At 50.1% G+C, this 12,556-nt stretch carries 10 protein-coding genes; 5 read left to right on the top strand and 5 right to left on the bottom strand.

Going from position 1 to position 12,556, the window contains the following annotated elements; all coding sequences use genetic code 11:
- Window positions 1–66: 66 nt before the first annotated feature.
- Both yjjG and C7A19_RS00130 read right to left on the bottom strand, forming a co-directional pair.
- On the bottom strand, window positions 67–744 hold the full coding sequence (gene yjjG, locus C7A19_RS00135) for a pyrimidine 5'-nucleotidase (protein ID WP_116643837.1): 678 nt from the start codon (window positions 742–744) through the stop codon (window positions 67–69).
- Between the two features lie 130 nt (window positions 745–874).
- Entirely contained in the window at window positions 875–2,098 is a 1,224-nt protein-coding gene (locus tag C7A19_RS00130; protein WP_116643836.1) for a NupC/NupG family nucleoside CNT transporter, read from the bottom strand.
- Between the two features lie 547 nt (window positions 2,099–2,645).
- On the opposite strand from C7A19_RS00130, the gene C7A19_RS00125 reads away from it, so the two are divergent.
- The 5 genes from C7A19_RS00125 to C7A19_RS00105 all read left to right on the top strand — a co-directional run bounded on the left by C7A19_RS00125 (window position 2,646) and on the right by C7A19_RS00105 (window position 9,338).
- Window positions 2,646–4,259, top strand: coding sequence for a BCCT family transporter (locus C7A19_RS00125; protein WP_201264046.1), 1,614 nt, complete (start codon window positions 2,646–2,648; stop codon window positions 4,257–4,259).
- Between the two features lie 343 nt (window positions 4,260–4,602).
- Window positions 4,603–6,219 carry a BCCT family transporter gene (locus C7A19_RS00120; RefSeq protein ID WP_235614232.1) on the top strand — a complete coding sequence of 539 codons (1,617 nt, stop codon included), beginning with the start codon at window positions 4,603–4,605 and terminating at the stop codon, window positions 6,217–6,219.
- A gap of 161 nt (window positions 6,220–6,380) precedes the next feature.
- Window positions 6,381–8,258 carry a DUF294 nucleotidyltransferase-like domain-containing protein gene (locus C7A19_RS00115; RefSeq protein ID WP_069361379.1) on the top strand — a complete coding sequence of 626 codons (1,878 nt, stop codon included), beginning with the start codon at window positions 6,381–6,383 and terminating at the stop codon, window positions 8,256–8,258.
- A gap of 9 nt (window positions 8,259–8,267) precedes the next feature.
- Window positions 8,268–8,999, top strand: coding sequence for a 3'-5' exonuclease (locus C7A19_RS00110; protein ID WP_116643835.1), 732 nt, complete (start codon window positions 8,268–8,270; stop codon window positions 8,997–8,999).
- Window positions 9,000–9,134: 135 nt separating this feature from the next.
- Window positions 9,135–9,338 (top strand): hypothetical protein, encoded by a 204-nt coding sequence (locus C7A19_RS00105; protein WP_069361381.1) that lies wholly within the window; start codon window positions 9,135–9,137, stop codon window positions 9,336–9,338.
- Window positions 9,339–9,434: 96 nt separating this feature from the next.
- Here the strand turns inward: C7A19_RS00105 and C7A19_RS00100 are convergent, their stop codons facing one another.
- The 3 genes from C7A19_RS00100 to C7A19_RS00090 all read right to left on the bottom strand — a co-directional run bounded on the left by C7A19_RS00100 (window position 9,435) and on the right by C7A19_RS00090 (window position 12,553).
- Window positions 9,435–10,865 carry an alanine/glycine:cation symporter family protein gene (locus C7A19_RS00100; protein ID WP_116643847.1) on the bottom strand — a complete coding sequence of 477 codons (1,431 nt, stop codon included), beginning with the start codon at window positions 10,863–10,865 and terminating at the stop codon, window positions 9,435–9,437.
- Between the two features lie 582 nt (window positions 10,866–11,447).
- Window positions 11,448–11,630 carry a DUF2496 domain-containing protein gene (locus tag C7A19_RS00095; protein ID WP_069361382.1) on the bottom strand — a complete coding sequence of 61 codons (183 nt, stop codon included), beginning with the start codon at window positions 11,628–11,630 and terminating at the stop codon, window positions 11,448–11,450.
- Complete coding sequence (locus C7A19_RS00090; RefSeq protein WP_116643834.1) at window positions 11,627–12,553, bottom strand: histone deacetylase; 927 nt, start codon at window positions 12,551–12,553, stop codon at window positions 11,627–11,629. Before C7A19_RS00090 ends, C7A19_RS00095 begins: the two co-directional genes overlap by 4 nt.
- Window positions 12,554–12,556: the final 3 nt, after the last annotated feature.

Genomic DNA, 12,556 nt, shown 5'->3' with positions numbered 1-12,556 from the left:
CCGCTATGGACAATGGCGGCGCTGATAAAAGAGAGCATGATTGCTCTCTTTTTTTTGGATCCATGTTTAGGTCGGCAGTAGCCAGTTCTTTAATTGATGCAAGGAGCTAACTTGGTGTGTCGGCGCAATATCTTCAGGCACGGGCGTGTTATCAGCGTTTAGCCAGCATGTATCAATGCCCGCTTGCATCCCGCCAAGGACGTCGGAATGTGGGTTATCACCCACCATCAATATTTTTTCTTTTGGCGGGCGGCCCATTTTTTCAAACGCGTGTTCAAAAATACGTGGATCAGGCTTAGCGATACCGACCTGTTCGGAAATAACCAACGTAGAAATCGCATCCTTCAACCCTGTTTTTTCCAAACGAATATCTTGTAAAGCCGTAAACCCGTTAGTGATGATGCCAATATGGGCATGTGGGGAAATGGCGTCGATCAGTTCCCGTGCCCCTGGTAATGGTTCACAGATGTCTGCCATGGCATCTAAAAAGCCTTGGTTTAAGGTGGAAGGGGCGACGTTTAAGTGCTTTCCCCAGTAAGTAAAGCGTTCGGTCTGTAGAGTCTGGGCGTCAATTTCGCCATTTTGATACTGTACCCACAGTGGTTTATTGCGTGCGGAGTACTCGGCAAACGCCTGATGATCAAAATCGACATCATAATGTGAGAATAGACGTTGTAGGCCAGAGAAGGCATCAAAGTGAAACAAGGTCTCGTCGGCATCGAATAAAACCCATGGGTATCGCATGTTATTACATCTCTTTACGTAAAGTTAACTAAGTGTAACAGAGTGCCAATGCGGTTTTCGAGTCTATTTTTTTACTCACCGTCCATGGTGAGAAACAGTGTGCGTGGTCGCGAGCGAATACGCTGTGCCGTTACAGGGAAAGATAGAGGCCAGCGAGCGTCGCACTCATCAGGTTGGCTAGGGTCGCCGCGAGAATGGCTCGCATACCGAGTTTAGCGATGTCGCCACGGCGTTCGGGTACGATACCGCCCAGGCCTCCCATCAACATGGCAATGGACGTCAAGTTGGCAAAACCACACAGTGCAAATGTCACGATAGCTTGACTGTGAGCGGATAACTGGCCTTTTAGGTTCATAAAATCAGCAAACGCAACAAACTCGTTCACGGCGATTTTTTTACCAATCAAGGTGCCTGCGGTCATGGCTTCTTGCCAAGGGATACCAATTAACCAAGCGACGGGCGCGAACAGGTAACCAAATAACCACTCAAGGCTTAGCTGAGGCACGTGTACCATCGGACCAAGCTTACCTAAGCCACCATTGATAAGCGCAATCATGCTGATCACAGCCAATAAGCTGGCACCCACCGCCATGGCGATTTGTAAGCCACTTAATGCGCCTTGCGTGCCGGCATCAATCAGGTTGACTGGCTCATCCTGTGCGTCTTCTACTGATTGATGTTGCGCTTGACTCATCGGCGTTTCGGTTTGTGGCACCATGATTTTGGCCATCATGAGTCCTGCCGGTGCCGACATAAACGCCGCTGCAATGAGGTACTTCATTTCCACACCGAGCCCGGCATAGCCGACCATAGTGCCGCCAGCCACTGAGGCGAGCCCGCCCACCATGACAGCAAAAAGCTCTGAGCGTGTCATGGCAGCAAGAAAAGGACGAACGACCAGCGGCGCTTCAACAGAGCCAACAAAAATATTGGCGGTAGCAGACATAGATTCTGTACGCGATGTGCCGAGTACACGTCGTAGTAGTCCACCAATCAGGCGAATGATCCATGTCATGACGCCAATGTGGTACAGCACGGCGATCAGGGCAGAGAAAAAAACGATGGTGGGTAATACATTAAAGGCAAATATAAAACCGAGTTTGAATGTAGCGAGGTCGCCAAAGAGGAATTCTGCACCAATGTCACCAAAGCTGATGATCGCAGAGACGGTTTCAGATGCATTGGCTAAAATACGCTGGCCTAGGGGAACCGAGATGATAAAGCCAGCAAAGACGATTTGTATCAGGAATGCACCGCCAACGGTGCGCCAGTTAATCGCGGCGCGATTTTCAGAAAAAACCATTGCGACAAGAAAGAGGACGCTAATCCCCAAAAGGCCAATGCCAAACTGCATGATGTTGCTCCGCAAACGTTAAACTTAGGATGGAAAACGATTGCGGCGGTATTGTACGTGGTTTTATAGATGTGACAAGAGTCACTTTGTTTGAGTTATGTTTGCATTTTGTTGCATTGAAGGGGGATGTGATATGAGAAAGCGCGATGACCAAGCGTGAAGACTGTCATGCTCGCGATATTTGCTTCGCAATGGTGGAAAATACGACTATGATTTTAAAAGGGTCTTAGGGATTCTCAAGCCTATTAACCAAATTGTTTATTGTTCTGAAATAAAGAGTTCAAATAACTGGGAAGGCCAGTAAAATCGGGACATGGAGGGAAGTTAGAATTAGGTGGTTGGTCAGAAAGTAAACATTTGGTTAGGGGCCTAATTAAATTTTTTCTCAGATGTGGTAATGTAGCGGATTGTGTGGTGACAGCTGGTCTTTTATTGCTGATAAAGATGGCTTGAACGGCAATAAATAATGGGCGCACCACCAACACTCACAGGCTTCCGAATAAACGGACTAAGGAGTTAACTCGTGAGCGATAAAAGCCATGAAGATATGATGACACCAGACGGGAAGGTTAACCCGATCGATACTGACTATCAGGTCGGTCAGGATAACGTGGCACTGAAACTCGGCCCGTTTGGTTTTGATATTCACAACCGAGTATTTATGGTCTCAGGGCTGGCTATTTTGGCCTTCATTTTTGTCACCCTGGCCTTTCAAAACCAAATTGGTCCTGTTTTTGGGGATCTACGTGGATGGCTAACTTCAAACCTAGACTGGTTCTTCCTTTCAGCAGGAAACATTTTTGTCATTGCCTGTCTAGTTCTGATTGCGTCTCCACTGGGTAAAGTGAGGCTCGGTGGTACCGAAGCGAAGCCTGACTACGGCTACGGCGGCTGGTTTGCAATGCTTTTCGCTGCTGGTATGGGTATTGGCCTGATGTTCTACGGGGTATCAGAGCCATTGACGCATTTCCAAACGGCGCTAGGCGGGACATCCGTGGGGGCTGATGGCCTTCGCACTGACTGGGCGCCTTTAGGGGCTGCTGCCGGCGATACAGAGGCGGCGCGCCGCTTAGGTATGTCTGCCACCATTTTCCACTGGGGCTTGCACCCATGGGCGATTTACGCAGTATTGGCGTTAGGCCTGGCACTGTTTGCGTATAACAAAGGCTTGCCTTTGACCATGCGTTCTGTGTTCTACCCACTGTTCGGTGAGCGTGTTTGGGGCTGGACGGGCCACGTGATTGACATTTTGGCAATCATCGCGACCTTGTTTGGTCTTGCGACATCGCTCGGCTTAGGGGCCTCACAGGCATCAGCGGGTCTTCACTATCTGTTTGATACACCGCTAGGCGATACCACAGAAGTGTTATTGGTCATGGGTATCACAGGGGCAGCGATTCTTTCGGTTGTTGCTGGTGTTGATAAAGGGGTCAAGCGCCTATCTGAAATCAACATGATGCTTGCGCTATTGCTGCTAATCTTTGTGATTGCAGTGGGTCCAACCATCGCTATCCTGACCGGTTTCTTTGGTAACTTGGGCGCGTATCTGCAAAACTTGCCTGCGCTGTCAATGCCATTTGGCCGTGAAGATGCCAACTTTACCCAAGGCTGGACATCCTTCTACTGGGCGTGGTGGATTTCTTGGTCCCCATTCGTCGGTATGTTTATTGCGCGCGTATCGCGTGGCCGTACCGTGCGTGAATTCATCACTTGTGTGTTGATTATCCCATCAGCTGCATGTGTGTTGTGGATGACGGCCTTTGGCGGCACCGCAATTGGTCAGTTCGTCAATGAAGGCTACACAGCCGTTGTGGATGCAGAGCTGTCACTGAAATTGTTTGCGATGCTAGATGATCTGCCACTGGCAGCGATCACTTCGTTTATCGGTATTGTCCTGGTCATGGTGTTCTTTATTACCTCGTCTGACTCAGGGTCATTGGTTATCGACACCATTTCTGCCGGTGGTAAAGTGAACGTGCCTGTACCACAGCGTGTGTTCTGGGCATCTTTCGAGGGCTTAGTCGCCGTTGCGCTGATCCTTGGTGGGGGCTTGGTCGCCCTACAAGCAATGGCGGTCTCGACAGGCTTCCCATTCACCATTGTGTTGCTGATTGCTACCGTGTCTCTGTTCAAAGGTTTGGCCTCAGAGCCGCGTGCTTAATTAGCAAAACATCGGTAATTTTGTCGATGACGAAAGAGGCAGCGCACTACGCGCTGCCTCTTTTTTATTCCTCTCTTTCTTATCAGACCGTTTCTGCCGCTAATGTCTGTTCCCCTGGTATGAAGAGTCGTGAAGTGGTTGATCCTTGACCAAGCTCGCCAAGCCTTTATTCACCTCTTTAGCTTGTGTGATATTCTTGCTGACTTTTCTGTCATTGTGTCTTTTTGTGGGCTGACGTTTACCTCGATATCGAGTGTCACCCAGACAGCGTTCAGCAACAATGGCAGGTTGCCGAGTAGACGGAGTAAGGAGTTTACGTGTGAGCGATAAAAGCCATGAAGATATGATGACGCCAGACGGTCAGGTGAATCCGATCGATACTGACTACCAAGTGGGTCAGGATAACGTCGCTCTAAAAGTGGGCCCGTTTGGTTTTGATATTCATAACCGTGTATTTATGGTCTCAGGGCTGGCGATCATGGCCTTCGTCTTTGTGACCTTGGCCTTTCAAGACAAAATGGGGCCGATTTTTGGTGATTTACGTGCTTGGTTAACGGCAAATCTCGATTGGTTTTTCCTCTCGACAGGTAATGTTTTCGTCATTGCTTGCTTAATATTGATTGTCTCGCCGTTAGGTAAAGTGAGGCTGGGTGGCACAGAAGCCAAGCCGGATTTTGGCTATGGTGGCTGGTTCGCGATGCTTTTCGCCGCGGGTATGGGCATTGGTCTCATGTTCTATGGTGTGTCAGAGCCGCTGACACATTTTCAAACCGCGCTCGATGGCACGTCGACAAATGCCCATGGTATCCGGACTGACTGGGCACCGTTAGGCGGTGCCGCGGGGGATACAGACGCGGCTCGTCGCTTAGGGATGTCAGCGACTATTTTTCACTGGGGACTGCATCCTTGGGCGATCTACGCGGTGCTGGCGCTTGGCCTTGCCCTGTTTGCGTATAACAAAGGGTTGCCGCTGACTATCCGCTCGGTATTCTATCCCTTGTTCGGTGAACGCGTTTGGGGCTGGACGGGGCATGTGATTGATGTGCTCGCGATTGTTGCGACCTTGTTTGGCCTCGCGACCTCTTTAGGTATCGGCGCGTCACAGGCTTCGGGTGGATTGCATTATTTGTTTGATACGCCGTTAGGGGCCACGACTGAAGTCATCTTGGTAGTGTTGATCACCGCAATGGCGATTTTCTCAGTGGTCGCCGGCGTCGACAAAGGGGTAAAGCGCCTATCCGAGCTTAACCTTATCCTGGCGTTCTTATTGCTGCTGTTTGTGATTGCGGTTGGCCCAACGCTCGCGATTCTGACCGGCTTCTTTGGCAATCTTGGTGCCTATTTAGAAAACTTGCCAGCATTGGCGATGCCATTTGGCCGTGAAGATGCCAACTTTACTCAAGGTTGGACATCCTTCTATTGGGCATGGTGGATCTCTTGGTCACCATTTGTCGGGATGTTTATCGCGCGGGTGTCGCGTGGTCGAACCGTGCGTGAATTCATTACCTGTGTGTTGTTGATCCCATCCGCGGCGAGTGTACTTTGGATGACGTCATTTGGGGGGACGGCAATTGACCAGTTTGTTAACGAAGGGTACACCGCCGTTGTCGATGCCGAGCTTTCTTTAACGCTGTTTGCAATGCTTGAAGGCCTGCCGCTCGCGACGATTACCTCGTTCATTGGTATTATTCTGGTCATTGTCTTCTTCGTCACGTCATCCGACTCAGGCTCTTTGGTGCTTGATACCATTTCGGCGGGCGGAAAAATGGATGTACCGGTCTCACAACGGGTATTCTGGGCATCATTCGAGGGCTTGGTTGCGGTGGCGCTGATCCTTGGCGGCGGCTTGGTAGCGTTGCAAGCGATGGCCGTCTCAACAGGCTTCCCATTCGCGGTGGTGCTGCTGGTTGCGACTGTCTCTTTGTTTAAAGGCTTGGCTTCGGAGCCACGCGCAAAATAAAGAGGTGTGCTAACTGTTTGATTGTTAGCTAAGATAGGAAAGGCAGGCCGTCGGGGCTGCCTTTTTTATTATCCGGCGAGCGCTTGAGCTGTGCCGCTCGCGAAAGAACGGACGCCCCGATCTGGGCGTCCTTCAATAAAATGCAGGTTTAGGTGAGCATTATGGAAGCTGAACAGATTGAAATCGCGACATTTCTTGCGCAGTACGCGCCGTTTGACGCGATGCCGGAAGAGGTGGTGGCTGAGGTGGCAACCAGCATTGAAATCAGTTACTACCGCGCAGGTACCGATATTTTTGCTTACGGTGATGAAATTCACGATTTGGCCATTTTGCGTAGTGGTGCCGTTGAGCTATTTCGCCGTAATGGCACCTTATACAACCGTATTTCAGAAGGCGATATCTTTGGTCAAATGGGCCTTTTGATGAATAACCGTGTCCGGATGCCTGCCAAAGCGATCGAAGATACGCTGATCTATTTCATCCCTGAAGCGATGTTTAACCGTTTGTTTGACGACTTTGAGCATTTCGCTGACTTTGTTGAGGTAGAAGACCGAACTCGGTTACGCCAAGCGGTATCGAGTCATAATGAAGCCAACGACTTGACCACCTCCAAGGTCAAAAAACTGATTATTCGCGATCCGGTAATGATTTCAAGTACCGACTCGGTTCAGCATGCCGCTCAGGTGATGTCCCAAGAGACAGTCTCCTCTATTCTGGTGATGGGCGATGAGCCTGACCCTGACACGGGGTTCAAGCCTGTATTAGGGATCATTACTGATCGTGACCTACGTAATCGGGTGTTAGCGGAAGGCTTGCCTTATGAGACGCCAGTGCAAGAAATTATGTCACCACAGCTGATCACGCTTGACCACAATGCGTATATCTTTGAGGCAATGCTGACCATCTTGCGCTCAAACCTCCATCATGTGCCCGTGCTCCAACACGGTAAGCCGATTGGTGTGGTTGCCCTGTCTGATATTGCGCGCTATGAGTCGCAAAACAGCTTGTTTTTGGTGGCGAGTATTTTCCGCCAGCAATCTGTGGATGATTTGGTGATCCTGTCTCAACAGGTGAAAGATTGCTTTGTCCGTATGGTCAACGAAGACGCGAATTCACACATGATAGGCTCTGCGCTGTCGGTGATTGGCCGTAGTTTCAAGCAACGTTTGCTTGAGCTTGCCGAGGAAGAGCTCGGTGAGCCACCCGTACCGTATTGCTTTTTAGCCATGGGCTCGATGGCGCGCGACGAGCAACTGATTGTTACGGACCAAGATAACGCCATTATTTTGGACGATAGTTATGAGCACAGTGAGCACAATGCTTATTTTGAAGCCTTGTCTAAGCGTGTCTCTGATGGCCTTAATGCCTGCGGGTATACCTATTGCACTGGCAATATTATGGCGACCAACCCTGAATGGCGAAAAACGCTCAAAGAGTGGGAGCAATGCTTTGCTGATTGGATTGATAACCCCAGCCCGCGCTCGCTGCTTGACAGCAATATCTTTTTTGACCTCGATGGCGTGCATGGCCGTACCAACTGGGCAGAGCAACTTAAAGCCTTTATTGGTCGTCGGGCTCGTCGCAACAACCGCTTCTTGGCGGCGATGGCACGCAATGCGCTCAATCGCACACCGCCACTGGGCTTTTTCAAAGACTTTGTGATGGAGCAAGACGGGCGTCATAACAATTCCATTAACTTGAAGCGTCGCGGTACTGCGCCCTTGGCCGATCTGATTCGGGTGCATTCATTGGCGATCGACTCACGCTCGCAAAACTCTTTTGAGCGCTTGGACGATATTATCGAGTCTGGGATCTTGCCGAAAGGTCGCGGGCCAGACTTACGTGATGCCATGGAGTTTATTTCTATGGTACGTATCCGACATCAAGCACTGGATATTGAGGCTGGGCGTGAGCCGGACAACAACATCGAGCCAGAGAACCTATCTGATTTTGAACGTCGAAACTTAAAAGATGCGTTTCAGATCTTAAGCAACGCACAGAAGTTCTTGAAATTCCGTTATCAGCCGAATCGGTCTTAAGGGGAGGGTATGCTTCATTTCGATTTAAGAAAAAAAGAGGATGCCGACTACGTGGATTGGCGTGCCATGTTAGAAACCAAACGTGAAACGGTTCAGCACGAGACCTTGCAAGCGTTTTATCAGCAAGGCTGGGTATCGCCTGATACCCCTGTCTCTCAGGTGTCTTTTGTGGCGTTAGACTTTGAAACCACAGGACTTGATAGCCAGCAAGATGCCATCGTCAGTATTGGCTTGGTGCCCTTTACCCTGAATCGTATTCGTTGTCAGCATGCGCAACATTGGATTGTTAACCCTAATCGGCCGTTGGCAGAGTCGTCGATTGTGATTCATGGCATCACCCACTCGGATATCGTGAATGCCCCTGACTTTTCGCATGTGATTGAGCCCTTACTGAGTGCGTTGGCCGGCTCCGTCGTCGTCGTTCACTACCGCCGTATTGAGCGGGAGTTTCTCGACCGCGCGTTCAAACAGCGTTTGGGGGAGGGGATTATTTTCCCAATGGTCGATACCATGGAGTTAGAAGCGCGCAAACACAGAAGTGGTAAACGCAGTTTCATGGATTGGATTGCACGCCGCCCGCCTGAGTCGATTCGTTTAGCCGACAGTCGTCATCGTTATCACTTGCCCTTTTACCAAAGCCACCATGCGCTGACGGATGCAATGGCTACCGCTGAATTGCTGCAAGCGCAAATTGCTCATGACTTTTCACCGGACACGCCCATCAGTGAACTATGGCGCTAACCATGGGAACGGTCCTCGCGACTAAAGTAGAGGCTCTCGTGGCGAGACAATGAACCCTTCGCTGATGGTTTTCGTAGTGGCTCTCAGGGCGTATAATCAACGTGCTACAAGTCAGTGACGAAAGTGAGAGGAAAAATGACATTGATCCATGCGGTTGAAGGGTTGGCGTTCGGTCTCGGTGTGCTATTGCTGTCATCGTCCATTGGCTTTGCGTATTGGGGGATCACCTTAAAGCCAGAAGAGGCAGAGGACATGACGGCGCGTAAGATTGAATTAGGTTTTTATGCGGGCGCGTGTTTTGTCTTCACCCTGCTGATTGGTTATTGGTTGAGTGTTTAACGCCGCAGCGTCTATGGGTGAGAATCTAGATTTCATTCAGTGAGTAACAAAAAACCACCGATGACTCGGTGGTTTTTTCGTATACCCCGCAAGGAATTACCAAACGTCTTTATCGATTTGTTTATCCAATTTCGGGAACTTAGTGCGATCAAAGGTGGGTTTTTTGCCCGCACGGCGCTGATCTTCGTAGTCTTTCATCAGCGCAAACGCAACACCCGACAAGAGCGCGATAGCCACCAAGTTGATCACCGCCATCATGCCCATCGACAAGTCCGCAAAGCTCCAAATCAGTGGCAGATCCATCACCGCGCCGATTAATACCATCGCGAGCACGGCGATACGGTAGAGTAAAATGGCTTTCCGGCACTTGAATATATACTCGATGTTTGACTCACCATAAGAATAGTTGGCAATAATCGAGGTAAAGGCAAACAGCAGAATCGCAATGGCAATAAAGGCCGCGCCCCAGTCACCCACTTGGCTCACTAATGCTTCTTGGGTAAGCGCAATACCCGTAAGGCCGCTATTTGGCTCAAGCATACCGGAGATCAAGATGATCGATGCCGTCGCGGTACAGATAACGATGGTGTCGACAAAAACCCCCAGCATCTGCACATAGCCTTGCGCCGCTGGGTGATTGGGTTTAGTGGTTGCGGTAGCGGCCGCATTCGGTGCCGAACCCATGCCTGCTTCGTTGGAGAACAAACCACGCTTGATACCGTGCATCATCGCTTGCGCGATCGCATAACCCATTGCACCACCAGCCGCTTGTTCAAGCCCGAGCGCGCTTTTAACAATGGTTGAGATTACCGCAGGCAGTTGTTCGATATTCATACCGACCACGATAAGCGAGACCAGCAAATACGCCAATGCCATAAACGGTACGATCAGCTCTGCTACACGCGCAACCGAACGCATACCGCCAAAAATCACAGGTGCGGTCACTAAGGCAAGGCCGATGCCAACCGCTAAGGCATCAAAGCCAAACGCGGTATTCATTGCGGCGGCAATCGAGTTGGACTGGACACCGTTAAACGCCAGACCAAAGGCGATAATCAGGCAGATAGCAAACGCAATGCCTAACCAGCGCTGACCTAAGCCTTTTTCGATATAGTAAGCAGGGCCACCGCGAAAGGTCTTGTCGTTGTGATTCACTTTGTACGCTTGCGCCAAAGTAGATTCGACAAAGCTAGTTGCCATACCGACCAATGCCGTCAGCCACATCCAGAATATCGCACCAGGGCCACCCAGATAGAGCGCCACGGCCACACCGGCCATGTTTCCGGTACCGACGCGCGCCGCCAAACTGGTACTAAAGGCTTGGAAAGAAGAGATACCACCTGACGCGCCATCGCGGCTGTTGGCCATCAGTTTGAACATGTGGCCAAAGTTACGGAATTGAATAAAGCCAGATCGCACGGTGAAGTACAAACCTAAGCCAATCAAAAGATAAATGAGTACGCTGCCCCAAAGGAGGCCGTTACCTGTATCGACTATGGACACAAATAGATTTTTAAGTTGTTCCATCATTAAACTCTGTTTTGTCTGTTGGGAGACGCCTTGCTCTTTCGCGACGAGAACTTATTGTTCATGGTGAGAGAGCGAGGGTCGACAACCACTGTCCATGTGAGATCTCTGCCGTCCATGCAGGTGAGCAACGAAACGCGCAGTAGCACCAAAATGTCTGGCTGCTATGACGCGTGATGTTGGATCTGCAACAGCATTTTGAATCCATGCTCGGCTGTTGCCAGAGTGCACCGTTAACCGCGATATTGATGTCTTAGCACAGCAATACACTAGGTGGAGCACGCCGGATAATACCGACATTTATGAGACAAAACACTAGATGATTATTGATCTGTTGGTTTTTTGAACGCTTGCTAGTGTTAATAACAGCACTAAAAACTGTAACTAGAATGTAATGCGTTGCACGCTAATTACTTGATGTTAAAGCAGTCACTTTAATCATCCGCGCATACTTTAGCGAATTGAGTGACTAAATATCGGCGTGACACGCGCTGAACGAAATGTGATCAATGCCTCATATTTTCTCTGCGCGCTCTTACTGATTCCCCAGCTACACTGCTCGAACGGATAGATAAAGATGACTTATTCACTGGATGACGCAGCTTTTTTAGTCAGCAAATCATGCTTAACCATATCGATCGCGGAGAGCGCTGTGTCGGTATCAATCGCATGGCTTTCAAGCAAGTAAATAAGATCGACCGCGAGCTTGACGTCGTCGGGCGCCTCTTCGAGTGCTGTTGACGAGGAAGAATGTGAGTCGGTCATGATGCCTCCAGGCTGGCGGAAAAGTCGGGAAAGTGAGTGATAGCGGCTTGGATGAGTTGTTCGTGCAGTGGGATCAGCTGCTCATGGGTGTCATGATAACCTCCTCCAATGACAGCAGCGACCGGTATCTGGTGGGCGGCACACCGTGATAACACGCCTGCATCGCGTTGAAAAATCCCCTCAGTGGTAAGCGACAAATACCCCAACGCATCGTCTGTATGCACGTCGACCCCCGCATCATAGATCACCATGTCGGGACGATGCTGAGCCAGTGCAAGGTCGAGTAAAGGTAAAAAGGCATCAAGGTAGTCGTTATCTTGGGTGCCAATCGGGAGGGGTAAATCAAGCGTTGATGCTGGTTTCCGCGAGGGAAAATTTTTCTCACAGTGGACGGAAAAGGTCACAATATCTGGATGTGAAGAGGCCAGTGCGGCCGTGCCGTCACCGTGATGAACATCGCAATCGACGATCATCACCGTTTCTATACCTGGCTGTGTGAGAGCATGACGCGCCGCAATCATTAGATCGTTAAATAAGCAAAAGCCACTGCCAAAATCATAGTGGGCGTGATGGTAGCCGCCAGTAAGGTGAATCGCCAGACCCGTGCGCAATGCCTGATCCACCGCTAAGGTGGTGCCACCCAGTGAGGTTAAACTGCGTTTTATAAGTGACGCACTCCAAGGAAACCCAATACGACGCATTTTAACCAAAGGCAAGCTTCCCTCGAGCAATTGACTCACATAGGCGGGATCGTGGACCGCGTCAATGATCTCTCTTTGCGCGGCGGTGGGCTGATAAAACGCAACCGGTAATGCAAGTGCTTGCAAGCGCTCAAAGAGCAGACGGTACTTTTGCAGAGGATAACGGTGACCCTCGGGAAGCGGGAAATCAGAGTAAATGGGATGGTATATCAGTGGTAGCACATT

It is taken from the genome of Salinivibrio sp. HTSP, from assembly GCF_003390965.1.
In the GTDB taxonomy this organism is placed as follows: Bacteria; Pseudomonadota; Gammaproteobacteria; order Enterobacterales; family Vibrionaceae; genus Salinivibrio; species Salinivibrio kushneri.
Note: the sequence above shows the minus strand (reverse complement) of the source record. Positions and strands in the feature narration are given on the sequence as shown.